The sequence below is a fragment of the Paenibacillus sp. MMO-58 genome (assembly GCF_037146255.1).
Taxonomy (GTDB): Bacteria; Bacillota; Bacilli; order Paenibacillales; family Paenibacillaceae; genus Pristimantibacillus.
The window spans coordinates 291,473-315,242 of record NZ_JBBCVY010000006.1; the positions used below are offsets into that span (position 1 = coordinate 291,473).

24 protein-coding genes are annotated in these 23,770 nt (G+C 51.4%); 11 read left to right on the plus strand and 13 right to left on the minus strand.

Annotation, left to right across the window (positions count from 1 at the left end):
• Positions 1-72: 72 nt before the first annotated feature.
• Positions 73-1,857, minus strand: coding sequence for a M3 family oligoendopeptidase (locus tag WFJ73_RS19715; RefSeq protein ID WP_336774673.1), 1,785 nt, complete (start codon positions 1,855-1,857; stop codon positions 73-75).
• A 151-nt stretch (positions 1,858-2,008) separates the two neighbouring features.
• On the opposite strand from WFJ73_RS19715, the gene WFJ73_RS19720 reads away from it, so the two are divergent.
• Positions 2,009-2,200, plus strand: a complete 192-nt coding sequence (locus WFJ73_RS19720; protein WP_015842834.1) for a YycC family protein — start codon at positions 2,009-2,011, stop codon at positions 2,198-2,200.
• Positions 2,197-2,439 carry a hypothetical protein gene (locus tag WFJ73_RS19725; RefSeq protein ID WP_127490897.1) on the plus strand — a complete coding sequence of 81 codons (243 nt, stop codon included), beginning with the start codon at positions 2,197-2,199 and terminating at the stop codon, positions 2,437-2,439. Before WFJ73_RS19720 ends, WFJ73_RS19725 begins: the two co-directional genes overlap by 4 nt.
• A 15-nt stretch (positions 2,440-2,454) precedes the next feature.
• On the opposite strand, the gene WFJ73_RS19730 is transcribed toward WFJ73_RS19725, so the two are convergent.
• Positions 2,455-3,180, minus strand: coding sequence for a DUF2225 domain-containing protein (locus tag WFJ73_RS19730; RefSeq protein ID WP_336774674.1), 726 nt, complete (start codon positions 3,178-3,180; stop codon positions 2,455-2,457).
• Between the two features lie 13 nt (positions 3,181-3,193).
• Complete coding sequence (locus WFJ73_RS19735) at positions 3,194-3,577, minus strand: globin domain-containing protein (protein ID WP_041613309.1); 384 nt, start codon at positions 3,575-3,577, stop codon at positions 3,194-3,196.
• Between the two features lie 410 nt (positions 3,578-3,987).
• On the opposite strand from WFJ73_RS19735, the gene ylbJ reads away from it, so the two are divergent.
• Together ylbJ and WFJ73_RS19745 are read left to right on the plus strand one after the other, a co-directional pair.
• Positions 3,988-5,046, plus strand: coding sequence for a sporulation integral membrane protein YlbJ (gene ylbJ / locus WFJ73_RS19740; protein ID WP_336774675.1), 1,059 nt, complete (start codon positions 3,988-3,990; stop codon positions 5,044-5,046).
• Between the two features lie 85 nt (positions 5,047-5,131).
• A complete protein-coding gene (locus WFJ73_RS19745; RefSeq protein ID WP_201006145.1) occupies positions 5,132-5,920 on the plus strand; it encodes an NAD kinase in 789 nt (262 codons plus the stop codon).
• Between the two features lie 168 nt (positions 5,921-6,088).
• Here the strand turns inward: WFJ73_RS19745 and WFJ73_RS19750 are convergent, their stop codons facing one another.
• The gene (locus tag WFJ73_RS19750) at positions 6,089-6,814 is read right to left on the minus strand and encodes a YutD family protein (RefSeq protein WP_336774676.1); all 726 of its coding nucleotides are present in this window, start codon (positions 6,812-6,814) and stop codon (positions 6,089-6,091) included.
• A gap of 35 nt (positions 6,815-6,849) precedes the next feature.
• Positions 6,850-7,752 (minus strand): lipoyl synthase, encoded by a 903-nt coding sequence (gene lipA / locus WFJ73_RS19755; protein ID WP_336774677.1) that lies wholly within the window; start codon positions 7,750-7,752, stop codon positions 6,850-6,852.
• Positions 7,753-7,928: 176 nt separating this feature from the next.
• On the opposite strand from lipA, the gene WFJ73_RS19760 reads away from it, so the two are divergent.
• Positions 7,929-8,954 carry a M23 family metallopeptidase gene (locus WFJ73_RS19760; protein WP_442955971.1) on the plus strand — a complete coding sequence of 342 codons (1,026 nt, stop codon included), beginning with the start codon at positions 7,929-7,931 and terminating at the stop codon, positions 8,952-8,954.
• Positions 8,955-9,005: 51 nt separating this feature from the next.
• Here WFJ73_RS19760 and yunB read toward each other — a convergent pair whose 3' ends face one another.
• Together yunB and WFJ73_RS19770 are read right to left on the minus strand one after the other, a co-directional pair.
• Positions 9,006-10,130, minus strand: a complete 1,125-nt coding sequence (gene yunB / locus WFJ73_RS19765) for a sporulation protein YunB (RefSeq protein WP_336774679.1) — start codon at positions 10,128-10,130, stop codon at positions 9,006-9,008.
• 365 nt (positions 10,131-10,495) lie between these two features.
• Positions 10,496-10,975, minus strand: coding sequence for a nucleoside deaminase (locus WFJ73_RS19770; protein WP_336774680.1), 480 nt, complete (start codon positions 10,973-10,975; stop codon positions 10,496-10,498).
• A 200-nt stretch (positions 10,976-11,175) separates the two neighbouring features.
• Here WFJ73_RS19770 and WFJ73_RS19775 point away from each other — a divergent pair, with 200 nt between their 5' ends.
• Together WFJ73_RS19775 and WFJ73_RS19780 are read left to right on the plus strand one after the other, a co-directional pair.
• Positions 11,176-11,661 (plus strand): hypothetical protein, encoded by a 486-nt coding sequence (locus WFJ73_RS19775; RefSeq protein ID WP_336774681.1) that lies wholly within the window; start codon positions 11,176-11,178, stop codon positions 11,659-11,661.
• Between the two features lie 412 nt (positions 11,662-12,073).
• Positions 12,074-12,277 carry a DUF6199 family natural product biosynthesis protein gene (locus tag WFJ73_RS19780; protein WP_336774682.1) on the plus strand — a complete coding sequence of 68 codons (204 nt, stop codon included), beginning with the start codon at positions 12,074-12,076 and terminating at the stop codon, positions 12,275-12,277.
• Positions 12,278-12,480: 203 nt separating this feature from the next.
• On the opposite strand, the gene WFJ73_RS19785 is transcribed toward WFJ73_RS19780, so the two are convergent.
• From WFJ73_RS19785 to WFJ73_RS19795, 3 genes are all read right to left on the minus strand, one after another.
• Entirely contained in the window at positions 12,481-14,325 is a 1,845-nt protein-coding gene (locus WFJ73_RS19785) for an LTA synthase family protein (protein WP_336774774.1), read from the minus strand.
• Positions 14,326-14,529: 204 nt separating this feature from the next.
• Positions 14,530-16,620: a YhgE/Pip domain-containing protein gene (locus WFJ73_RS19790; RefSeq protein ID WP_336774683.1), complete on the minus strand. Its 2,091-nt coding sequence runs from the start codon at positions 16,618-16,620 to the stop codon at positions 14,530-14,532.
• Positions 16,621-16,713: 93 nt separating this feature from the next.
• Positions 16,714-17,310: a TetR/AcrR family transcriptional regulator gene (locus WFJ73_RS19795; protein WP_336774684.1), complete on the minus strand. Its 597-nt coding sequence runs from the start codon at positions 17,308-17,310 to the stop codon at positions 16,714-16,716.
• A gap of 190 nt (positions 17,311-17,500) precedes the next feature.
• On the opposite strand from WFJ73_RS19795, the gene WFJ73_RS19800 reads away from it, so the two are divergent.
• A complete protein-coding gene (locus WFJ73_RS19800; protein WP_336774685.1) occupies positions 17,501-17,896 on the plus strand; it encodes a DUF2500 domain-containing protein in 396 nt (131 codons plus the stop codon).
• A gap of 12 nt (positions 17,897-17,908) precedes the next feature.
• Here WFJ73_RS19800 and WFJ73_RS19805 read toward each other — a convergent pair whose 3' ends face one another.
• On the minus strand, positions 17,909-18,946 hold the full coding sequence (locus tag WFJ73_RS19805; RefSeq protein WP_336774686.1) for a substrate-binding domain-containing protein: 1,038 nt from the start codon (positions 18,944-18,946) through the stop codon (positions 17,909-17,911).
• A gap of 102 nt (positions 18,947-19,048) precedes the next feature.
• On the opposite strand from WFJ73_RS19805, the gene manA reads away from it, so the two are divergent.
• Positions 19,049-19,996: a mannose-6-phosphate isomerase, class I gene (manA, locus tag WFJ73_RS19810; RefSeq protein ID WP_336774687.1), complete on the plus strand. Its 948-nt coding sequence runs from the start codon at positions 19,049-19,051 to the stop codon at positions 19,994-19,996.
• A gap of 159 nt (positions 19,997-20,155) precedes the next feature.
• Positions 20,156-21,037 carry an ROK family protein gene (locus WFJ73_RS19815; protein WP_336774688.1) on the plus strand — a complete coding sequence of 294 codons (882 nt, stop codon included), beginning with the start codon at positions 20,156-20,158 and terminating at the stop codon, positions 21,035-21,037.
• A gap of 80 nt (positions 21,038-21,117) precedes the next feature.
• Here the strand turns inward: WFJ73_RS19815 and WFJ73_RS19820 are convergent, their stop codons facing one another.
• Both WFJ73_RS19820 and WFJ73_RS19825 read right to left on the minus strand, forming a co-directional pair.
• The gene (locus tag WFJ73_RS19820) at positions 21,118-21,720 is read right to left on the minus strand and encodes a hypothetical protein (RefSeq protein WP_336774689.1); all 603 of its coding nucleotides are present in this window, start codon (positions 21,718-21,720) and stop codon (positions 21,118-21,120) included.
• 19 nt (positions 21,721-21,739) lie between these two features.
• Positions 21,740-22,015 carry a DUF6199 family natural product biosynthesis protein gene (locus tag WFJ73_RS19825; protein ID WP_336774690.1) on the minus strand — a complete coding sequence of 92 codons (276 nt, stop codon included), beginning with the start codon at positions 22,013-22,015 and terminating at the stop codon, positions 21,740-21,742.
• Between the two features lie 182 nt (positions 22,016-22,197).
• Between WFJ73_RS19825 and WFJ73_RS19830 the strand changes: the two genes are divergently transcribed.
• On the plus strand, positions 22,198-23,757 hold the full coding sequence (locus WFJ73_RS19830) for a spore germination protein (protein ID WP_336774691.1): 1,560 nt from the start codon (positions 22,198-22,200) through the stop codon (positions 23,755-23,757).
• The last annotated feature ends 13 nt before the right edge of the window (positions 23,758-23,770 follow it).

Genomic DNA, 23,770 nt, shown 5'->3' on the forward strand with positions numbered 1-23,770 from the left:
AAAGGTAACTGCTAGCAAAATAAAAAAAGCGTATCACCCCAAGGATGATACGCCTTCCTTAATAACCGCAACCTATTCCGTCAATTCCAGGAACAGATCAATATCCTTCGTTGTAAGCTCAACCGCTTCGCGCCAAAAATCGGCTTCCTCGAGGTTGACGCCAAGATGCTTCTTCGCCAGCTCCTCTACCGTCATGCGGCCGGTATCGCGCAGAAGCTGTACGTAACGTTCCGCGAACGCCGGTCCCTCCTGCAGCGCTCGCGCATAGATCCCCGCGCTGAACAAGTAGCCGAACGTGTAAGGGAAATTGTAGAACGGCACGCTTGTAATATAGAAGTGAAGCTTGGATGCCCAGAAATGCGGATGAAGCTCGCCGAGCGCTCCACTGAAAGCTTCGCGCTGAGCCTCCTCCATAAGGCTGTTCAGCTTTTCGACCGGTACGATACCTTGCTTACGCTCCTCATAGAAGCGCGTCTCGAATAATACCCGGGCATGGATATTCATAAAGAACGCAACGGCATTCTGGATTTTGTCCTCCAGAAGGCCTAGCTTTTCTTCGCGGTCAACAGCCGTCTTCATCGCCGAATCCGATACGATCAGCTCGGCAAAAGTGGAAGCCGTCTCCGCTACGTTCATCGCGTATTCCTGCGACAGCGCCGGCAGATCGTCCATGACATATTGATGGTACGCATGTCCAAGCTCATGGGCAAGCGTCGAAACGTTATCCGCAGTTCCCGAGTAAGTCATGAAAATCCGCGTCTGACGACTCTTAGGGAAAGAAGTACAGAAGCCGCCGGGGCGCTTGCCCGCACGGTCTTCCGCTTCGATCCAAGCGTCACGGAAGGCCACTTCCGAGAAATCCGCCATATCCGGACTAAACTTGCGGAACTGCTCCACGATAAACTTCGCACCCTCGTCAAAGCTTATTGTTCGCGCAGAAGAACCAAGCGGCGCGCTGACATCATGCCAATCCAGCTTCTCCAGCCCCAACAGCTTCGCTTTCCGTTCCAGATAACGGACAAGCTTCGGCTTGCCTTCGTTGATCGCCGACCACATCGCGTTGAAGGTATCTTCGGACATCCGGTTAATTTGCAGCGGCTCCTTCAGCACCGATTCCCAGCCGCGTTTGCCGTACAGCTTCAGCCTGAAGCCAGCGAGACGGTTAAGCGCATCCGCACAGAGCTCCGCCGCATCGCCCCATTCGCGTTCCCATTCGGCAAAAGCACGGATACGGACCGAACGATTGCCGTCCGACAACCGGTTAAACATTTGTCCGGCAGAGAGAATCTTCTCTTCCCCGTTCTCGCCGATATCCGTAAACTTCGCACGGGATACGATCAGATCGTACAGAGCCCCCCAGCCGTGATAGCCGTCAACCGCCAGATCGCCGGCAAGCGCTTCAAGTTCAGGCGCAAGCTTTTCCTTCGCCAGCTCGCGGCGTTCGGACAAGCTGAATGCAACCTCGCCAAGCGATCCGTCGCTAACGATACCGGCCCATTCCTCATCGCCAATCTGGCGAAGCTCATTATCGTAACGCGTTAATGCTCCAAGCAGCTTCGCGCTGATCGTTTTTACGCGATCGCTTAATCCGCTAGCCGCGGAGTCTTTCATATTTTGTGCCTGCAGGCATTCCACGAATGATTCCGATTGACGCAGACGGATCAGCACGGACTGCAGAATAGCCGTCGTGTCTTCAATCTTTTTCTTGGTCTCCAGGGAGCTGTCGGACAGCAGCCGGTCCAGCTCGGCCACATCCTTCTCGATGCCGGCCAATTCACTGGCGAAAGCGGCCGAACCCGAGCCCCCTTCATAAAACGTCTCCAAATCCCATTTCATTGGATAATTGCTAGTCGTCATTCAACCGTTCCTCTCCTTCGCGTTTGTATTGGCCTTCCTTATGTAAGCCTTCAATAGAAAAAACCGCCACAAAAAGATCGACAAATAAATTTGCGCAATCTTGCTTCAGCGGTGTATAACTTAATTATATCCAGATTGGAGGAATAACACCATGTCACAACCCTTGCAAATTTCACCCGAAACAGCAATCAAGTTGTCCAAGCAGCTTGGCGTGCCGCTTGAGCATTTAATGCATATGCCTAAACATATATTACTGCAGAAGCTCACCGAACTGGCAAAAGCGGAAGCAGAGGCGGGTAAGCCGTCTGAATCCGCTCCTGGTACGGAGGAGTCGTCCTCATGATTCCGTTCGAGAGGACTTGGCCCTATGACATTGTGATGAAGGACGTTTACGTTCCCAGCTGCCCCTTCTGCAGCAGCGAGAACGTTCTCATCCCTCTTCGCGTGCGGGAGATCGAGGACATTCAGCACGGCAAGAAAAAGCTGCTTGTCTTCCCGTGCTGCCATAACAAAGTTACGGTCCTCGATATGGATCAAGACTATATGCTGACGGATCAGCGGCTCCGCAAGCTGAGCCATTAAAGCAGGACAAGCCAATTATGCCGTCGTTTGCACGGGAGACTCAGTATCTCCCGTCGCTGCGGCCGGGGATACCGGCTGCCCCTGCTCCAGCTGTTCCCGAATAAGCTGCCACTGCTCGCGGCTCCGACGGATCATCGCCTCATCCATAATGCGTTTGTCGCTGACAATACGCGAGAACCATTTCACCGCTTCCGACAGCTCGCCCGTTCGCCGGTTGAGTTCTCCGATTATGTACATCAGCTTCGCATTGTTTAATTGCGAGCCTTCTTCCTCGTAGACCTTGATATATGCTTGGAGAGCGAACCGCATAAATCGCAGCTCCTCCTGCTGATTTCCCTCGTAACGGTATAACCATGCAATATGATGCAAAATACCCGCTATAACTCTTGGCTTTTCCTCAACCGCCTGCGCCGACAATAAGGCCAGCTTGTACACCTTCATCGCCTGCGCCGCATCGCGTTCGCCTCCGTAATCATAAGGAGTCCAGCGTGAGCCAATCTGCTCCAAATAATTGTTGCGCTGCCGCTCGGTAAGCCTTTGCGTACCATTCTCCGTTGTTGCAAATCCGCAAGTCGGACAGACCCGGACCACATAAAACTCCGGATTTGCTTCCGCCCGGTAATAACCGCAAAAATCAGAATCGATAGCCACCGCTTTTTTAAAGCTTGGGCGAACCCGTGATGTCGTAAAGATGGTCTCACAGCAAATGCAATTCATCTTTGTCTGATAGAGCGGCTCCATACCCATCCATCTCCTATTCAGGTGTGTTCACAAAATGGTTGGCCGGACCTGACAGTCTCTCAATAATGTACGCTTGAAGCTCTTCATCGAGGCCGGAAGCCTCTTGCAGTGCCCGCTTCATGCAATCAAGCCAGGCTTCCGCATGCTTCGGCGTAATCGGAAAAGGCATATGCCGCGCCCGCATCATTGGATGGCCGTATTCATCGGAAAACAGCGTAGGTCCTCCAAAAAACTGAGTCAAAAACATAATCTGCTTCTCCATAACGGGGATGATGTTTTCCGGAAATAGTGGACCAAGCAGCTCATGCGCCTGCACCTTAGGGTAAAAAGACTCAACGATTCGTCTTAAAGTCTCAGCTCCACCAATTGCTTCATAAAGGCTTATATTCCTATTCATCGTCAATTTCATCTCCATCATGTAGGTATTTAGTATTATAACACAAAAAAAACCCCGCATCGTCACCAATGCGGGATTATTATTGATTAGCTGCAACGATTAACCTTCGTAGTCCTCTTCTCCCGGTGCTGTCAGTGATTCTCGGATGACATACACAAACGCACAGACCAGAATGCCAGCGATTATACTCATTATCATCACTCCAAGCCTTCAAAGGTACCTCCATTGTAACATAAAAAAACGGACCGTCCAGCCCTTTTTGCAAGCGTTTTCTTAGAATTATGAAAAAATTTTTTTGGCGCTAAAACCACGCCTATAGTGAAGGATGTCCACCTTTCTTCATATACCTCATGTAGGGGTTGTACATTTTGCTTTTCCGCATGTTCAAAAGTCCAAAGGAGGACGCATCCATGCTCCGAACGCTTACCCGGCCGGCTTCGATAACCGGCCTTATCGCCTTGCTCATCGTCCTGCTGATGGCCGTGTTCCCCTCCCAAACGCTCGAGTCGGCGCTGCGGGGATTATCGATATGGTGGCAGGTCTTATTCCCGGCCCTTTTCCCTTTCTTCGTCATTTCCGAGCTGCTGCTCGGTTTTGGGATTGTCCATTTCTTCGGCAAGCTGCTAGATCCGCTAATGAGGCCTTTATTCCGCCTGCCGGGCATCGGAAGCTTCGTCGTTACGATGGGGTATGTATCCGGCTATCCGGTCGGGGCAAGGCTTACCGCCCAGCTATGGGAGCAAGGCCTTGTCAAACGCGCCGAAGGCGAGCGGCTTGTCGCTTTTACGACAACATCGGATCCGATCTTTCTGATCGGTGCGGTGTCGGTCGGTTTTTTCCATAATGCCGCACTCGCTCCCGTGCTTGCAGCCGCCCACTATGGCGGAGCTTTTATTATCGGACTTCTCATGCGGTTCCATGACCGCCACGAGCCGGTTACCGAATCCTTAAGGCGGGCGCCTTCGCGCCGGAGCTCCCGGCTGGTTGAAGCAACCAAAGCCATGCATGAAGCCAGGCTTATGGATGGACGAAGTCTCGGCAAGCTGCTGCAGGACAGCATTCAATCCGCGCTGCGCCTCATGATGGTTGTAGGCGGACTTGTCGTTTTTTTCTCCGTTGTGATGGAGCTGCTCACTCATGCGGGGGTCGTTGAGGCATTGGCCGAAGGGCTGCGGTTATTGTTCGGCGCTGTTGGGCTTCCGGCAAAGCTTGCCGACGCCATCGTGTTTGGCTTATTCGAGGTAACCCTTGGCGCGCGGGCTGCGGGGGAAGCAGGTACCGGATTGATGCATCAAGCCGCTATTGCCGCTTGGATCTTGTCCTGGGGAGGGCTTTCCGTGCATGCCCAGGTGCTAAGCCTGCTAAGCCGTACGGACCTGCGATACATGCCGCTTATGCTGGCCCGTCTGGCTCATGCTTTTATCTCCGTTGCTCTCGTTTATCTGCTGTGGGGATGGCTCGCACCTTAAACTTTTGTATCGGCGTTGAATTTGAAGCCATATTCCTATATCATCATTAGTATCTTTGCAATAGGCCGGAAGGGGTTTAAATTTCTTGAAATATGCAGTCATCGATCGTGGCGATCAATTATCGAAATCATTGGCGGAGCGGTTCCATCAACTGGCGGCAGAACGCGGACTTACGCGTCATGACGACATGCCGGACATCATTGTGTCCATCGGCGGAGACGGAACGCTGCTCCAGGCTTTCCACAAATATACCGACCGGGTAACCGATGTATCCTTTGTTGGCATTCATACGGGCCATCTGGGCTTTTACGCCGACTGGAAAGCAGATGAATTAGAGACGCTTGTCACCTTGATGGCGGAAGAAACGCCCCATCTCGTCCGTTATCCGCTTGCGGAAATCGCGGTGGAAACCGATGAGCAAAACTTTTACTACCTGGCATTAAACGAATTCACGTTAAAGGGCGTTGACGCTACACTCGTCGTGCAGCTTAGCGTTAACGATGAGTCCTTCGAAATGTTCCGGGGCGACGGGATCGTTATTTCCACCCCGTCGGGGAGCACCGCTTATAACAAGAGCGTCGGCGGCGCTATCGTTCACCCGTCCATTGAATCGCTTCAGATTGCAGAGATCGCGTCGATTAACAATCGCGTGTACCGGACGCTTGGATCGTCGTTCCTGCTGCCGCAGCATCATCATTGCGATATTATATCGAAAAAGGAACAGCGCTTGCTGCTTACGATCGATCATCTGAGCCTTCAACGGACCGATATCCGTTCCATCCGCTGCAGCGTCTCTACCCGCAAAGTCAGCTTTGCAAGGTACCGTCCGTTCCCGTTCTGGAACCGCGTCCGCGATGCGTTTGTTGATATGTGAGAAAACCTCTATCGAAGTCCCTCGAAGATGATCGACCGCGTTTAGAGGTAGGTTTTATCGCCAAATAGAATTTCAGTTTCCACCTTTCGTGGAACTTGTAAATTCTATTGTGGTGAAAAAGGGCTGTCCACTGGTCTCGATGACCTGCGGACAGCCCTTTCGTTATGTTTATTGACGGCTTCCTTGCTCTTTGTTGTTTTCTTTATTATTCTCCTTGTTTCTATCCCGCTCTCCACGCTCTCCACGCTTCTGACCGGACGGAGAATGAACGGCTGCTTGCTCGGATGCTGCGGCGACATCCTTGTTCGCAGCCGGTCTAATCGGCTTCTTGCTGTTAGGACGATAGCTTCTGCGATGCTGATCTTTCCCGCTGCGTTGCTGATGATGGCCATGCTGTCGGGATGGCTGCTGCTGTTGTGAATCCTCAGCGTGACGTCCGCCTCTGCCCGCAGCTGCGCTTTCCCTTGCGGCTGCCGCGGCACCAGCCAGAACGGCATCAGCAAGCGAGGAAGCGCCAACCTCCTGCTCGTCCTCGGCATCATTCTTGTCCTGCCCATGGGTATCTTGTTTCGAAGAAGCTTCCTGCTCATCTCCCGCTTCTTCATCCGGAGATTTTGCAGCCGTACCGGTCTTCTCCAGAACGAAATACGCACAGCCGAAATTGCAGTATTCGTTAATATAATCGGACATTCCGGAGTACGCGCTGTCCTTCGTTGCTTTCATATGATTATCGCGGAAAAAGCCCTTCAGGCGCAGCTGGCTGTACCCCCAGTCGCCAATAATAAAATCGTAACGTTCCAAAACCTCGCTGTAACGATCCTTGAACGCGTCCGCGTTCCAGCCGTTGCGATTTTCATGGATTAGTTCATATATTTTGCCGCCAATTTGGATCAATCCCGTTTCCCCTCTTTCGAATTCCCCAATAGAAGCTATACGTTGCTAAGCTCGCGTCCCTCTGCTTCGGCAGCCGAATCCGTCTGCTCATGGGCATGATAGGAGCTCCGTACCAGCGGCCCCGACTCGACATGACGGAATCCGCGTTTGTAGCCTTCTTCCTTCAAGCTTTTGAACTCATCCGGGTGCACGTAACGTTCAATCGGCATGTGATTCGGCGTAGGCTGCAAATATTGACCCAGCGTCAAAATGTTGCAGTCTACCGCACGAAGATCATCCATTGCCTGCAATACTTCTTCGTAAGTCTCGCCAACGCCAAGCATAATGCTGGATTTCGTCGGAATCTTCGGATTCATTTCCTTCGCTCGTCTCAGAAGCTCCAGAGATCTTCTGTATTTCGCTTTCGCGCGCACGCGGTTCGACATCCGCTCAACGGTCTCGATGTTATGGTTCAGAATGTCCGGCTTCGCATCCATAACGATCTTCAGCGACTCTTCGTTACCCATAAAATCAGGAATCAATACTTCTACGCGAGTGAATGGCATCCGCTCACGAATAGCCTTGATCGTACCGGCAAATATCGAAGCGCCGCCATCGGCCAAATCATCGCGGGCAACGGATGTCACTACGCAGTGGCGAAGTCCCATTTGCTCGGCTGCTTCCGCTACGCGTTGCGGCTCTTGCAGATCAAGCTCCGTAGGAAGGCCTGTCTTCACGGCACAGAAGCGGCAGGCGCGCGTACAAATATCCCCCAAAATCATAAAGGTTGCCGTACGGTTGGCCCAGCACTCGTAAATATTCGGGCAACGCGCTTCCTCGCAGACGGTATGGAGCGTTTTGGTACGCATCATGTCTTTGATTTCGGTGTAGTTGCCTTCGGTTGTAAGCTTTATTTTAAGCCAGTCCGGCTTTTTCAATTTTTCTTTGCTTGATTTCATCTGGAATTCCCTGCTTTCACTTTCAATTGGACAGTCGAATCTCACCGTTTATTATAGCATAGTTCGGATAAAATCCAATGATTTGCAAAACATAACGAATATTGCTTCGAGCTTTCGAAAGGGTGGAACGATTGAAACAGACTTTTTCTATTGCCTTAGCTGCCGTTGTCGCTTCCATGCTAATATCCGGGCAAACAGGCTATGCAAATCCGAATCAAAACACGAACTCAAATGCCGGTAACGCCAAACCTGCTCAATCCCAATCCTCGGAAGGAGAAGTTGATTCCCTAACCAGCAGACAGCAGCTTTACGACAGGCTAAGCACCGTTACCGGCATTCCTTGGTACCGTATCGCTGCCGTCGACCAATACGAGCGTACGTTGTCGAAAGCCCGGCCAAAAGCCCGCCCTCAATTGGGCAGTATCGTTGGCATCTATATCGACGAGGAGCAATGGGCCGGCCCGCTTAATCCGGATTCGTCCGATAACGTACCGGCTTCGATTCAGTGGTTCAACGGCATTGGCCGCGACGGAGACGGAGACGGCTTTGCCAACCGCAACAACGATCTCGACCTGCTGTATTCCGTAGCGAACAGACTGCTTCAGTATGGCGGGTCTACGGAAGACGATTTCTCCATTGGCGTATGGGAATATTACCATAATAGCAGGGCTGTGCAGCGTATTCAGCAGTTTTCCAATATTTACGCTACCTTCGGACGTCTGGACTTGTATGAGCATGCGTTTCCCGTCCCGGTCGGAAATAATTATTCGTACCGCAGCACCTGGGGCAACGCCCGCGGCTGGGGAGGACGGCGGACTCACGAAGGAACCGACATTTTCGCCAATCACGGCATTCCTGTCCGCAGCACCTGCTATGGCGTCGTGGAGATAAAAGGGTGGAATCCTTACGGAGGCTGGCGGATCGGTATTCGCGATTTGAATAACTACTATCACTATTACGCCCATTTGTCCGGATTCGATAAGACCATCGGCATAGGTACGATTGTAAAACCTGGTCAAACGATCGGTTGGGTTGGCAGCTCCGGTTACGGCAAACCCGGGACGCAAGGCAAATTCCCGCCGCATCTGCATTACGGGGTTTATCGCGACCGCGGGCTTATCGAATGGGCATTTGATCCGTATCCGCTCCTGCGACGGTGGGAACAGGATGAGCGGAACCGGTTAAAAGCTGCAAACAGATAAAGGGGCAATCCCAAAGGCCAATTCGATTGGACCTTTTGGGATGCCCCTTTTTTATCCGCCGCCTCCCGCATTGGCATTGCCTGCGTTATTAGTCGAATTGTTGCCGCTGCTTGTAGGCAGCGGGGATTCGCCCGAATCCAGCTGCTCCTTCAGCATGCTTCCGTCCGAAGGCTGGGTAACCCCTTGGCCCTTCGACATTGGCAGCGAGATATTCGGAGCATTCGGCGCCGATTCGCCAACCGCCTTGCCTTCATTATCGTAGTAATACATGGGCACGTCGCCAACTACGAGGAGATACGAGATCGGAATTTCAGTCTCCACGATTTGCGGATCCGTCTCAAACGGCACGATAATGGCAACCTCTGATACGATATGAATGTACACCTCGATCAAAATCATATTGATGCCGGCATTCGTCTGGCGCGTGTTCAGGTCCACCTTCACGGCTCCAACCGGCTCGAACTTGACCGGAATTCTTGGACCGTACGTCGAGATCAGCGCACTGCCAAGCGCGTTGCCGACCGGGATATGCTCGGGAATCTCCTTCAGCTCGTCAAGCGTTGCCTGCACCGTCTTGATCGTCTCAGACCGGATCTTTGTATGCTCGGCATAGTTCAGCATAAAACCGGATACTTTGCCGTCGCTGTTCATTTTCCAATCGATAAGCTTCTCGAAATCGGCATTGCTGACAACCTCATCCGTCGTGGCCTTATTAATCGCCTGTGTAGCGACCTGCTTGATCCGCAGCTGAGCAACCTTCATAAGAGGCGGACGCAGATGCTTTTCGATATAAACAAGGGATTGAAGAGTTCCAATAAGAAGGATAAGTACAGTAACGATAATCCATAGCTTGGTACGCCGTTTGCCGGATTTCAGCCTCGTTCCTCCGCCTCCGCTTCCTACCGAGCTGATGCTCATTGTTTTGATGCCTCTTCCGGGCGGTCTGACCGGGCGTTTGCGCGGCTGCCACATTCCGCCCCAGTACCCCGCTGGCTTTGGCTTTCGCGGTGACCGCCATTTGCTTGATCCCCATGGCTTTGGCGCGCTGCCCGAAGCAGAGATTTTGCTGCCCCAGCTGACCCGCTTCACCTTCGCAAAAGGGCGGTTAGACCATAGCTGCTGCCGGCTCAGGCCAAGTGACCGAAGCATCCAACCCCTTCGTCCCCATTTCGTCACTTCCATCGCCTCCTAAAAAGAATTGCCACATAATTGGCCATGTTTAGGCCGGTTGTGGAAATTCTTGCTTCGTAAGCATCGACCAAAGAATTGCCACATAATTGGCCATGTTTTGGCCGGTTGTGGAAATTCTTACTTCGTAAGCATCGACCAAAGAATTGCCACATAATTGGCCATGTTTAGGCCAGTTGCGGGAATTCTTACTTCGTAAGCATCGACCAAAGAATTGCCACATAATTGGCCATGTTTTGGCCGGTTGTGGAAATTCTTGCTTCGTAAGCCCGTACCTCTACATGCTTATGCAGGGCAAGGACAAAAAAGACGACCTCCCGTTAGGGCGATCGTCCGGCAGCTTCTGTTAGATTTTAGTCCCAGTACCCTTTGTGCACGGCTACAACCTCTTCTTCAAGCTCGGGGAAAGGCCCAATCACCTCAATTGGCTTCTGGCCTTTGGAGAAAATATCCCGGCAAGGCAGATTAAACGTCGGATTCTGCTCATGATCGCCCGTCAGCTTCAGCAGCGCTTCCTCCGTCGCCGCGTAGACTACTTTTCCAACATTGCCCCAATAGATAGCACCAGAGCACATCGCGCATGGCTCAAAGGTAGTGTAAAGGGTGTAGTTCCACAGTTCATGATGCTCGTATTGACGGGAGGCTTTCTCCATCAGCGCGGTTTCGGCATGGCCGGTGCACCGTCTTTCCGTAATCTCGACGTTCTCCTGCTCCATGACAATCTCGCCCCGCTCGTTCACAAGAATCGCGCCAAACGGCGTATTGCCGTTCTCTCTCGACCTGCGGGACACCTCTATGCAATATTTCAAATAAAACGTATGATCCTGCTTCATTCTCTCTCGCTCCCTTCGTTTCCCTTATCTTAGTCAGAGCCGCGCGAGGAGTAAACGAGCCGGGGATAACTTTGTGGCGGTGACTAAACCGGGGCATGCCTCTTTAGTTGCCGCGCACAGTCGGGAAAGCCGCTTCGTATGCGGCAGAAGCTTGTGCTATAATAGCCGAAGCACATTTTGGATAGATAATGGAGGATGTTATGTTAACTTTTGACGAAAAGCTGGCTGTTATTGAATCGTTCCCGGAGCTGACCCGGACTGATGTATCTTTGGGACGCGTGAACTTCCAATTCGAGAATAGCTTATATGACCGTAAAAATGTCGTGTACCACCTGCACCCGAACGGTAACGGCTTCGTGTATGCCGGGCTGCTGCGCAACTTCAGCCAGGACGATAAAGGCATGATCAATATCCGCGACTACAACGAGCTTCAGCTTCGGACGCTGCTCCGCCAATCGATCGATTCGCTCTCCGTACGCGAGGAAGAGCCGGCTCCCAAGCCGTCGCGCAATCGCAAGAAGAAAGACCAGCTATGGACCAACGAGGAGAATCAAAGCCTGACCGTAAAATGGGAAGACGATATGTGGTACGTCTATTCCGGTCTTAATCTCGAGATGGCGTTTGAAGCGTACGGCGAGGTTGAGGAATACATGAAAGAAGAAGGGTTCCGTCGGGAGCAGAATTAAGGGAAGGATGACGGAATGGTGCCGGATTACGCCGTCATTCCGAAAATGTATCTCCTTCCAGTCGCTATTGAAATCGTGGGATTGGAATTTAACCTTAATGGTTTTCCCACGATTTCAAAGGCGAGCGTTTAAAAGCTTTCTGAAAGAAAGCTGCTTCGAAAGCATACGCTTCTTCCAGGAGATACACTTCCTTCACTCCTCCTACTCCGACGGTGGGAGTAAGCAGAAAAATGGGCAGCCCAATGATCTGGGCTGCCTTTTTCTGATAAGACGGTTTTTTCGTGTTACAGCTCCCCCATCCGCTTCTTACGGCGGAATAGTTCTGGTTATATATTCCAATTACATCCGTACTGGATTATGATTAGATCAACTACTGGATGGTTACCGTTCCATTCGAAATGGAGGAGCTTCTATGTTCCAGCTTGTGGGCGTGATCTTTATTGTTTTGGGGATTCTCAATCTGTTGTATCCGAGAGCGGGTTGGTACATGCAATACGGCTGGCGATTCAAGAATGCCGAGCCAAGCGATGCCTCGCTCGTTATGGGTAGAATCTCGGGCATCATTGGAATCGTTATTGGAATTTACCTCTCTACGAGCTTTTTCTCTATTCTTTAAAAACCAAAGGGCAGCCAAATAATGGCTGCCCTTTGTGGTTTATTAAAATTGTAGAAAGGAACAAGAAAATGAATCTCCTGGAGGAACGGAGTGCTCGCCTTTGCTTTCACTTTGCATCACCTAGAATATTATTCAGGGCAAAGTGAAAGCAACAGCGACCGGAAGGAGATTCATTTTCGTCGAGACGAAAATACAATTCCCCCTCACGGAGCCCTCTTAGGCAACTGCCGGACATACTGGTCCGAGAGACTCATCAGCTTCATGATGTAGTCGTAGTCGCTCTTGTACTTCGAGAAGTCCTGAACGGGCTCCATCGTTTTGAGCGAGTAGGCTGTACCGTCGTCAAAGCCTTTGCCCGGTACGAACAGGATATCGTTGTTGAAGAACGATCCTGTCGGCAGATAATACCGCATTCCAAATACGTTATGGTTGATGTTCAACAGGTCATGACCGAATGGAACAACCCCTTCGTCCGCGGGCTTCACGCCCAGCAGATTCGCGAGCGTCGGCATAATATCAAGCTGCCCGCCTGGCTGCTCAACGACATGGCCACTGCTCTGACCCGGAACATGGATAATCAATGGGATGTTGAACCGGCTGAGCCGGTCATCGTAATGAATGCCCAGCTGCTGGCTGATCTCCGCCGCGCTGGCTTTCTCCGGCTGCAGGCCAAAGTGGTCGCCATACGCAACAAGCACGGTATCGTCCCACATGCCGTTCGCCTTCAGCCGGTCAATCAGCGTCCCAAGCGCATAGTCCGTGTAATGAATGGCCTGCAAATAGTTGCCGAGCTGCGTTCCTTCCGTCGAGGCTGGAAGGGTCAAGTCGGTCCGATCCTTCGGCACCTCGAACGGAAAGTGGCTGGAGACGGTCACCATCTGCGCGTAAAACGGCTTTTTCTGCTCATGCAGCGCCTGCAGCTTGTCTACGGCAACCCGATACAGCTCCTCGTCCGATGCGCCAAATGCATTAAAATGATCGTCCGTATAAAATGGCTTGTCATAATAATGGTTAAATCCAAGCGCCGGATACAGCTTGTTCCGGTCCCAGAACGTCACATCGTTTACGTGAAACGTGTTGGCTTCATACCCTTTGCTCTCCAGCAAACGCGGCATGCTTGGCAGCTCACGGTTGCCGTAACCCGTGGACATGGCAATCTCGCCCGTCGGATAAATCGAGGTGTTCGACATAAACTCCGCATCCGAGGTATTGCCCTGGCCGATTTGCTGATAAATATGAGGGAAATAATAGCTCTCATCGGCCAGCTTGTTCAGCACGGGCGTCAGCTCCACTCCGCCAACGGACAGATGAAGCGGAAAGTTCTGAAAAGCTTCCATCTGGACGACGATCACATTTTTCCCCTGTGCGGTTCCGAATTGAATAGCCGGCTGGCCCGGTTGATCCTGATAAGAATAGGAAGACATCAGTTCGTTAATATCCGCTTTGGTCTGTTCGATATCGCCGCTGCTCGCCATCGCCTTCTCGCTCTGGTAATTCCAGGCTGCAGCCGCCTGATACCCGATAAAGCCCAGCCCTTCGGCTTGCTCCAGTTCATTCGGAATATCGTTTCCGGCACGTACCAAGCTCACGAATACAACGATACATACCAGAAGCCCCCCCATGACGAGCCGGAGCCGGCCGATTCTTTTTCTCCCCGAAACCCGGGTTCCTCTGACCAAACGAACGATATACAAGATTGCGAGAATCGAAAGGTCCAGAAAATAAATATAATAGCTGCTCTTAATTAGCGATCTCACGCTGTCTTGAATTTGATTGACTTGATCAAGCGCCTTGAGAGCCGTATACGTCGGCACGGAGCCGTAATAACTGAAGTATACGGTTGACGCAAACAGCAGGACGGACACAATCAAATTCACCGCCCAGTACGCGATCCCTCTCCATCTTGAGCCCGTAATAAGCTCCACGATAAGTAGCAGCCCCAGCCAGGCCGCCGCATCCGCCAGAAGGCCGTTCCACTGCAGTTCTCCGAATAGGAACATCCGGAACAGGACAGATTTCACAAGCAATAGAAGCCAAATTCCGATCATCGGCGACCGCCGGTAATCTTCATCTTTATAGAACGATAGCAATGAACTCACTCTCCCATACGAAAAAAGAAAAGAAGCCGTCAAATGACGGCCACTTCGTTTATCTACTTATTCTATTTATAGTAACCGATTTACTAGTAAGAGAAAAGAGGACTAGGATGGATGTTCCATGTCAATTAATAGATGGCTATCCAGCCTCCAAGCTTACGCAGCTGTGTTGACGTTCTCGGCAGGGTTCTTCGACTGACGTTTGAAGTACAGGAAGGTGAGTGCCAGGAACACGACGGCAAAAGCGCCAAGGACAAGCATCTGCTCGCGCATCAGGGCATAATCGCCGCTTGCGATAATCGTCTTGAAGCCGGTAATCGCATGAGTCATCGGCAGCCAAGGGTTCAGCTTCTGCATCCAATCCGGCAGCAGCTCAAGCGGGAAGGTGCCCGCGCTTGATGTCAGCTGGAAGATCATCAGCAGAACGACCAGGAAACGGCCCGGATTATCCAGCCAAGTAACAAGCGCTTGAATAATAAACGTATACGCCAGACTTGTAAGAATGGTAAAGAATACAAAGAGCGGTACGCTTGTTACGTCAATCTTCAATCCGTACAGGAGTACGGCATCGGCAATCAAGGACTGCATAAGGCTTATCGTCACATACGTCAAGGTGCGGCTCATGAAACGGCCCATCGGCGATGCGCCCAAGGTGTACGAATCGCGCACCGAGAATACCGTCGTATATACAAGCGCGCCCATAAACAACGCCAGCGATAAGAAGTAAGGAGCAATACCAAGTCCATAACGGTCAAGCTTGTGGTCCGTGTTTTCTTTTACGACAACCGGCTCCGCGAACATATTTACGATATTGTCGCCATCTTTGATGCTGCCGGTCTCCGCAGCGGCATCATTCAGCTTCGCAGCCAGCTCACCCGAGCCGTTCACGAGCTGCGCCGAGCCGTCCTTCAGCTGTCCTGCGCCTTGATCCAGCTGCTTCGAGCCGTCGGCAATGCCTTCTACGCCGCCGGACAGCTTGCCAAGTCCATCCTTCAGCTGAGCGGCGCCGCTGTTTGCAGCCTTTGCTCCCGCAGCCAGCTGCTCTGCACCGGTTCCCGCTTCCTTCAGCTTCCCGCCAAAGGTCTTAAGGCCGGAAGCCAGTGTTTCCTGGCCTTGGCTAAGCGAATTGGCGCCTGCATATAATTGCTCCTGGCCTTGCGCCAGCTTGCTGCTGCCAGCCAGAAGCTGCTCTTGCCCTTCCTTCAGCTGCGCGCTGCCTGCTGCGACCTGCTTGCTTGCCGCAAGCAGCTGCTTAAGCGCCTCGTTATCCTGCAGCTCCGGCGATCCAGCCATCAGCTGCTCGAGTCCTTTTGCAACCTGGTCCGCACCCTCAGCTACCTGACCGCTTGCCGCGGAAGAGGCTGTTAATCCTTGCTTCAATGCAGCCGCGCCGTCTTTCGAAACCTTCAGTCCTTCTGCGAGCTGGGCCGCGCCAGTCTTGGACTGCGAAGCTCCGTTTTCAAGCTGCTGCTCGGCTGCGGACAATTGCCCCAGACCGCTGGCTAAGCCTGATGCGCCGGACGACAATAGGCTCGTGCCTTGACTTAAGCTTGCAGCGCCATCGTACAGCTTGGATACGCCGCCGCTCAGCTCGGAGGTGCCGCTAGCCAGCTTATTGAGGTTTTCCTTCAGCGTTGTAATGCCGTCCTCCAGCTTGCCCGCTCCGTCCTTCAATTCGGCTGCGCCTTCTCCCGCTTTGCCCAGACCGTCGGAGATGGTTCCAACTTGTTCGAACATGCTGCGGGTATACGCCTCGGTAATTTGCGTGTTAAGCTTCGAACGCAACTCCTTCATTGCACTGTTGCCGATCTGACCGGCCACAAAGTTATATTGGCTGTTCGGTTCGAAAATCAGCTCCGCCTGAACCGGATTTTCCTTCGTTAAGGTCGCTGCATTTTCGGAAAAATTGCCGGGCACGGTGATAGTCATGTAGTAATCGTTATGCTCCATGCCATCCTTCGCCTGCTCTTCATTTACGAAGTCCCATTTGAAATTATCGCTTTTCTTCAATTCGTCAACGAAGTCTTTCCCGACATTCATCGTCTTCCCTTCGTAAGTCGCCCCTTTATCGAGGTTAACAACGGCTACGGGAAGCTTGCTCGTCTGGCCGTAAGGGTCCATCGAGCCGTCAATCAATATGCTGCTGTACAGCATCGGAAGCAAGGCGACGCCAATAAAGGAAAGCAGCAGCATTCTTTTGGTCGCCAAAGTCTTCATGTCCTTGAGAAAAACTTGAATCGGCCTCATGTTCACACATCCTTCTTTCGGTTGAATAACTGACTAAATTCGTATTTTGGTCATTTTGAACCAAAAAAACAGCCCTTTACAGGCTGGAATTTTCTAAGATCGGGATTCCTTCATAATGCCTTTGGTAATAAGCATCGCGATGTTCTCCTTAATCTGCTCTTTGGTAAGCGGCTCGCTATGCGACTTGTTCCATTCCGTCGCAAGACCCAGATACAAGCGGAAGATCATATAGGAGGTGATTGTCGTATCGCATTCCCTGACTTCGCCTTTCTCAATCGCAAGGTCCAGCTTCTGCTTCAGAAACTCAAGTCCAAATAGCTCCATTCGCCGGATCCCCTCCAGCGCCTGGACAGTGCCGATGTCCCTAACCTCCTGAGCCAGCTTTACGAACAGCTCATGATCCGAACGGAATTCGAGGATAGAATCAAGCAGGCTGAACACACTATGAATAAAGGAACGATCACTGCCTTCCATATCGAAACCGCAGTTCATAGCTTCCTTCAATTCGATCTCGGCCTTGTTCAGAATTGCTTCGAACAGCTCTTCCTTCGTCTTGAAAAAAGTATAGATCGTGCCTTTGCCTACGCTTGCGATCTTGGACACCAGATCCATTGTGGTCGCTTTATAGCCAAATTGCGCAAACGACTGCGTCGCTGCCTTCAATATTAACGCTTTGCGGTCAATGGACATGTGCCAATCTCCTCTCCTTTCTGCCATCATGAATCTTCGTAAAATGACCAAAATTCAATTCCGGTCAATCAGTCACATTCCATTTATAACATATTCGGTATTGCAAGATCAAGTGCAACTTTTCTTCTCCTCCATGCGTACAATCAACGTATTGAATATCCATATCGTGGAAGCATCGGAGGAGCAAGGAATGAACAACGGCTTTGGATCACCCATGGGATTCGATCTGATGATCACTATTATTCCCGTTATTATCGTAATCGGATTCGTTATTGTCATCGGAACCGTCATTTACCGCGGTGCTAAGTATGTGCAAAATGCGGCCTCTCCCAAAGAGTCGACTTTCGCTAAAGTTGTATCCAAACGGATGGACGTGAGGCAGAGCTCCCATAATCATGACGGCCAAGTCAGTCACTCGTCCCATACTTATTATTACATCACTTTGGAGTTCGTGAGCGGCGAGCGCCAGGAGTTCCTGGATGTAAAAAATCTGTACGGTCTTGTTGTAGAAGGCGATACCGGTTATGCCGCAACGCAAGGCGAGTGGATCGTCGCGTTCGAGCGCAACAGCGGAGCAAGCATGTAAACAAAAAAAGGCTCATGTCAGACTTCTGACAGAGCCTCCCATACGAAGAATGGGCGCGGCACTGCAGCGCACAGCGGGACTATCGGGCTGCCGGAGCATTTGACCAAGCACCTCGACCGCTGCGGTGCATAGCGCTTTTTTATTGACCGCCATCGTCGTTAACGGAGGATTCGTCTCCGCGGACATGGCAAGCCCATCGAATCCGATGACCGACACGCGGCCGGGTACGTGGACGCCCCGTTTGTCCAGCTCTTTCATAAGCAATAGAGCAATCCGGTCATTTCCGCAGAAAACTGCTGTCGGGTATTCCCCCTCCCCGAACCGGTCGCAATAAGCCGACAATTCCTCTTGCGTCCGGCTAAAGCCCTCCGACTCCAGCAGGCATAAGGAGAAGTCGGGATGCAGGTTATTTTCCAGCATGGCCTTCGTATAACCAAACCACCGCTCCTCATGACTGGTCGTCAGGTTAACCGGCGCAATACAGCCGATCCGCTTGTGACCCGCTTCAATTAAAGAGTTGACCGCAAAGCTTGCCCCCTCAATATTAGCCGAAGTCACGGCGGACGCCTCAATATCCCGGTAATAGGAATCAAACAGCAGCATCGGCTTTGTAAGGGTCTGCTGTACTTTCAAGATATAATCCTTCTCCAATATGCCGAAAGCGATAATCCCCTGACAGTCGATATGCTGAACCAGCTCGGGGAGGATTCGCTCCTCTTCTTGGGCCATGCTGATTCGTACAATAACCGCGCTATAGCCTTCCTCCTGAAGCCGGCTGTCCAATCCCCAGATCAAATCGTGATAAAACAAAAAATGCTCGTTATCCTCATGGCTCATAATTCGTTCAGGCACGAGCACAAGAACAGGAGCGCTAACGGAGGATTGGCCGTCATTCAGCGGATATCCAACCTCTTGGGCGGTCTGGATAATTTGCTGTCTCAGCTCTTCTCCGATTCCCTTCTTATTAGAAAGCGCCAACGAAACCGCATTGCGGGATATGCCCAGCTTATCGGCGATCGTTTGCATGGATATTTTTTTTGGTCGCGGCATTCTTCAACTTCCTCTGTTCCTATGTTATAATCAATTTACTTTACAGATGTTTATATTGTCAAGTTTAGTAAAGTTGCAATCGATGACTTGGAGGGATCAAGATTGGCGAATCAACCGATTTTTCTGGAACCTGTATTTCAAGAACGAATTTGGGGCGGCAAGCAATTAAGAGAGCAATTCCATTACGATATTCCGTCTGATCGCACCGGGGAATGCTGGGCAGTCTCCGCTCACCCTAACGGTCAAAGCGTTGTTCATAACGGTCCTTACAAAGGGCTTAAGCTTGGCGAGCTGTGGGAGCAAGAGCCGCAGCTGTTCGGCTCCAAAGCGGTTAAATTCCCGCTCCTGACCAAAATCCTCGACGCCTCGGACGATCTGTCCGTGCAGGTGCATCCGGATGATGCTTATGCGCAGGTGAACGAGAACGGCGAGCTTGGCAAGACCGAATGCTGGTACATTCTTGGCTGCGAGCCCGGTGCTGAAATTATTTACGGCCATTCCGCGGCTACGAAAGAGCAATTCAAGCAAATGGTCGACGCAGGCCAGTGGAATCAGCTTCTGACGAAGGTAACCGTGAAGCCGGGCGATTTCTTCTATGTTCCTAGCGGCACTCTCCATGCGCTTGGCAAAGGCATTCAAGTACTGGAAACGCAGCAAAGCTCGGACACCACTTACCGGATTTACGATTATGACCGTAAAGACGAAAAAGGCGCGACACGCGAACTTCATCTGGACAAAGGCATTGAAGTCACTACCGTGCCTCATGTGGATGCAGAGACATCCTTCTCCACGGAAACCGTTGGCGGTACCGAGGTGACTACCTTTGTATCCAACAGCTTCTTTACGGTTCAAAAATGGAACGTGAACGGCGAAACGGCATTCCCGGAGCCGGTTAAATTCACGATCTGCAGCGTCCTTGACGGAACTGGCGAGCTGGAGACTTCCACGGGCAGCTACCCTCTGAAAAAAGGCGATCATTTCATTATTCCGCTGGGCTTCGGAAGCTTTACGCTTCGCGGCCGGCTTGAGCTTATTATTTCGCACGAATAACAGACTGCAGCTTACGAAGCAAGATTTACCACGTACGGCCAAAAACGAGGCCGTTCGTGTGGCAATTCTTTTAACACCTATGCTTACGAAGCAAGATTTACCACGTACAGCCAATAACGAGGCCGTTCGTGCGATAATTCTTTTAAGGAGGCAACGAACTTGCGTATTGGAGCAATTGAAGCAGGCGGAACAAAGTTTGTATGCGGTATCGGCAACGAACACGGTGAAATCAAAGAACGGATCAGCTTGCCGACCGAGCACCCGGATTCCACGCTGCGCGAGGTCCTGAACTACTTCCGCGACAAGCAGGTTGAAGCTATCGGTATCGGCACCTTTGGACCGATCGATATTGATCCTGCCAGCCCTACCTATGGGTTTGTTACGACAACCCCTAAACCAGGCTGGTCCGGATACGATTTCCTTGGCACGATGAAGCGCGAGCTTCCCGTTCCATATGGCTGGGACACGGACGTAAACGCGGCGGCATTTGGCGAAGCCAAATGGGGCGCGGCAAAAGGGCTTAATAGCGCGCTTTATTATACGGTAGGTACAGGTATTGGCGTTGGCGTTTACACGGAAGGCAAGCTTGTACATGGCCTGCTGCATCCGGAAGGCGGCCACGTTCTTACCCGCAGACACCCGGAAGATACGTTCGCCGGCTTCTGCCCTTACCATGGCGACTGCCTGGAGGGCATGGCGGCAGGTCCCGCTATTGGACAACGCTGGGGCGTGAAGGCAGACGAGCTGACGAAGGATCATCCGGCATGGCAGATGGAAGCTTTCTATCTCGGTCAAGCCATTTCCAGCGCGATTCTGCTGCTGTCTCCGAAAAAGGTTATCCTTGGCGGCGGCGTTATGCATCAGGAGCAGCTGTTCCCGCTGATCCGCGCGGAAGTACAGAAGAACCTGAACGGCTACGCTTCGCACGAAGCGCTGCGCGAAGGCATTGATTCTTATATCGTGCCGCCAGGACTTGGCGATAACGCCGGTCTATGCGGATCGGTCGCGCTTGGAATCGACGCTCTCGAGCGCCAGCAATAATGGAAGAAGGCCTTACCGGAATTCGACCGGTAAGGCCTTTTTCTCACACTCGTTTTTGACACGTCTTTTTGAAGGGTCTATTATTCCATTCGAAAAACAATCTCTATGCCTGTCGGCTTCCTCTTTAAAGGCCTTTCGTATTCGGTGAATACAAAGGTAATACCGGCAAGATCGTCCGGCAGTGCGGGAGAAACAACAAAGCCGTAGGCGGAGTTACCCCCGGAGCTTGTTCCCTGATCTACATAACAATGATAACCTTCGCCCAGCTCCAGCTCGATGTAAGTATGCATGCGTACTGACTCCATTTCGCCTTCTCTGTAGTCTCCATGTATGCTCAAGTTTACGACGCTTGCGTTCTCATATTGTCTTATGCCGGACAAGGTATAGACTTTGTCCTCGTTCTCCTCGCACCGGAGGACGGGCAGATGCTTGCGGAAGCCCGATGGCTCGGCCAGCGGCAGATAAACCTCTTCATTCAATAACAAGCTGAATAAGGATTTCAACAAATCCGGGTACAGGCGATAACGATCAGCCCAGCTCTCAATGCTTTTAAAGGGCGGAAACCCCGGGTTCTGGTTCGAAATCTCTCTTCGTTCTTCCAGCAGAGCGCAGAGCTGCTCGTCAATCTTGAATAAACGGGCATCGTAGTGGTCCGTCGGACGCTCCATCGGTATTCTTCTCATCCTAATCCCCTCGCCTCTTCTATGAACTGAGCTTGCCCAAATCTCCGGTAATTAGAATGTAAATCCCCCAGCCTAATACGATAACGGCTCCGAATCTGCTGAAAAAGATATAGTTATCGCTTGGACCCGAATTGCCGTCCACGGCCCAGCCATGCTTCATATGCCAGCTCAAAGACGGGAACAGCCATCCCATAACTCCCGCAATAATGAAAATAAGCGAAATGAAAACTACCACGTTATCATCTCCAATTGTCCATTTGCCGAGCACGACAAGACCTTCTCCGATCGTTGACATGATGGGGAAGGCCTGAATAATTTTCAATATAATCGACAAACCAACAGTTGAAAATACCAAAATTTTGTTATTTATATTAATTTTTAAACCTATTTTCCATATCCGACGGACTAGCTAGAACGGCTGTAAAAATATGCCGATGTCCACGAATAGGACATACTCATTCTGCAAAAAGTAAATTTATGAGAAAATCTAGACTTTCACGAGCATTTGGCAAAAGAACGGCGCAAATCAACCCAAACATCATTAAGCAGGGTGAGCAGCACCCTCTCCATCCGAACCTGGAGCTGAACAAACAGCAGCTTGAAGGGGTTTATTCAAGATGCTCCGATTTCCATGTCCGTTACTTGCCGATCGGGGATAGCAATCAGGCCGTTATTTATTACATCGACGGACTTGCCAATGCTTCAAGAATCGAGCAGACGGTGATTGAGCCGCTTACGGGATTTAGTGGCGATACGATTTCGGTCGGATACATGGCTGAGCATCTGATCACTTCCGCTTCGTCCAAACTCTTGTCTACCTTTGAAGAGGCTATTAAGCATTTATCGATTGGGGAGCCTGTGCTATTCCTGAATGATGAACCCCAAGGACTTGCGTTTGGCTTGAGCAGCTGGCAAACCCGATCCATTGAAGAACCTACCGCCGAATCTGTCATTAGAGGACCGCGGGAAGGCTTTACGGAGACATTACGGGTCAATACAGCCCTTATTCGCCGGATCATTAAAAGCCCCTTGCTAAAAATGGACTCCTTTTGCATCGGCGAATATACGCAGACAAGCATTATCATTGCCTATATTGAAGGCTTGGCAGCACCTGAGCTGATAAGCGAAGTCAAGGAGCGTCTTGGGAGCATACAGATCGACGGTATTCTCGAAAGCGGCTATATCGAGGAATTAATTGAAGATTACCCGCTCTCGCCATTCCCGCAAATCTTAAGCACGGAGAGACCTGACGTCGTCAGCGGCAACCTGCTTGAAGGCCGGGTTGTTATACTGACGGAAGGAACGCCTTTTGCATTAATTGTACCGATCACCTTTTTTTCGCTTATGCAGTCGGCGGAGGATTATTACCAGCGGTTTATGTTCAGTACGGCCATCAGGTGGCTGCGTTATTTTTTCGCCGCCATCTCCCTTTTGCTGCCTTCCATTTATGTTGCCTTGCTCACTTTCCATCAGGAGATGGTGCCTGGTTCGTTGTTATTCAGCATGGCAACCTCTCGCGAAGCCGTGCCTTTCCCCGCGCTGGTTGAAGCGCTGCTGATGGAGATTACATTCGAAGCCTTGCGTGAGGCCGGGGTAAGACTGCCCAAGCAAATCGGTGCGGCCGTCAGTATCGTGGGAGCGCTTGTTATCGGGCAGGCTGCCGTTCAAGCCGGCCTGGTTTCGGCTCCAATGGTTATCATTGTCGCGATTACCGGCATTTCTTCCTTTATGATTCCGCGTTATATAACCGGACTCCCTATACGGCTGCTGCGGTTCCCGTTTATCCTGCTGGCGGGGTCGCTTGGACTTCTCGGCATTATGTCGGGTCTGATCGCCCTTGTGATCCACTTGTGCAGTCTGAAATCCTTCAATGTGCCTTATTTATCCGGAGTGGTGAAGAGTGAATTAAGAGATATTCTGATCCGGTCGCCAATCTGGATGATGGACGCAAGGCCCGAGCTCATCAGAACGGCAAATAAATACCGGCAGGCGCAGGGCCAAATGCCGAATCCGGGGCAGGGCACGAATGACGAATGAAAGGGATTGGTGA

What these genes read in the sequence shown, in the direction of transcription:
- WFJ73_RS19760 (WP_442955971.1), top strand. Translation starts at nt 7,929, where the DNA reads ATGCTAATATCCGGGCAAACAGGCTATGCAAATCCGAATCAAAACACG.
- WFJ73_RS19800 (WP_336774685.1), top strand. Translation starts at nt 17,501, where the DNA reads ATGAACAACGGCTTTGGATCACCCATGGGATTCGATCTGATGATCACT.
- WFJ73_RS19790 (WP_336774683.1), bottom strand. Translation starts at nt 16,620, where the DNA reads ATGAGGCCGATTCAAGTTTTTCTCAAGGACATGAAGACTTTGGCGACC.
- WFJ73_RS19830 (WP_336774691.1), top strand. Translation starts at nt 22,198, where the DNA reads ATGAGAAAATCTAGACTTTCACGAGCATTTGGCAAAAGAACGGCGCAA.
- WFJ73_RS19805 (WP_336774686.1), bottom strand. Translation starts at nt 18,946, where the DNA reads ATGCCGCGACCAAAAAAAATATCCATGCAAACGATCGCCGATAAGCTG.
- WFJ73_RS19770 (WP_336774680.1), bottom strand. Translation starts at nt 10,975, where the DNA reads ATGAAGCAGGATCATACGTTTTATTTGAAATATTGCATAGAGGTGTCC.
- WFJ73_RS19775 (WP_336774681.1), top strand. Translation starts at nt 11,176, where the DNA reads ATGTTAACTTTTGACGAAAAGCTGGCTGTTATTGAATCGTTCCCGGAG.
- WFJ73_RS19780 (WP_336774682.1), top strand. Translation starts at nt 12,074, where the DNA reads ATGTTCCAGCTTGTGGGCGTGATCTTTATTGTTTTGGGGATTCTCAAT.
- WFJ73_RS19730 (WP_336774674.1), bottom strand. Translation starts at nt 3,180, where the DNA reads ATGGAGCCGCTCTATCAGACAAAGATGAATTGCATTTGCTGTGAGACC.
- WFJ73_RS19825 (WP_336774690.1), bottom strand. Translation starts at nt 22,015, where the DNA reads ATGTCAACGATCGGAGAAGGTCTTGTCGTGCTCGGCAAATGGACAATT.
- WFJ73_RS19720 (WP_015842834.1), top strand. Translation starts at nt 2,009, where the DNA reads ATGTCACAACCCTTGCAAATTTCACCCGAAACAGCAATCAAGTTGTCC.
- WFJ73_RS19785 (WP_336774774.1), bottom strand. Translation starts at nt 14,325, where the DNA reads ATGATCGGAATTTGGCTTCTATTGCTTGTGAAATCTGTCCTGTTCCGG.
- WFJ73_RS19820 (WP_336774689.1), bottom strand. Translation starts at nt 21,720, where the DNA reads ATGAGAAGAATACCGATGGAGCGTCCGACGGACCACTACGATGCCCGT.
- ylbJ (WP_336774675.1), top strand. Translation starts at nt 3,988, where the DNA reads ATGCTCCGAACGCTTACCCGGCCGGCTTCGATAACCGGCCTTATCGCC.
- WFJ73_RS19735 (WP_041613309.1), bottom strand. Translation starts at nt 3,577, where the DNA reads ATGAATAGGAATATAAGCCTTTATGAAGCAATTGGTGGAGCTGAGACT.
- WFJ73_RS19725 (WP_127490897.1), top strand. Translation starts at nt 2,197, where the DNA reads ATGATTCCGTTCGAGAGGACTTGGCCCTATGACATTGTGATGAAGGAC.
- lipA (WP_336774677.1), bottom strand. Translation starts at nt 7,752, where the DNA reads ATGAAATCAAGCAAAGAAAAATTGAAAAAGCCGGACTGGCTTAAAATA.
- WFJ73_RS19715 (WP_336774673.1), bottom strand. Translation starts at nt 1,857, where the DNA reads ATGACGACTAGCAATTATCCAATGAAATGGGATTTGGAGACGTTTTAT.
- WFJ73_RS19795 (WP_336774684.1), bottom strand. Translation starts at nt 17,310, where the DNA reads ATGTCCATTGACCGCAAAGCGTTAATATTGAAGGCAGCGACGCAGTCG.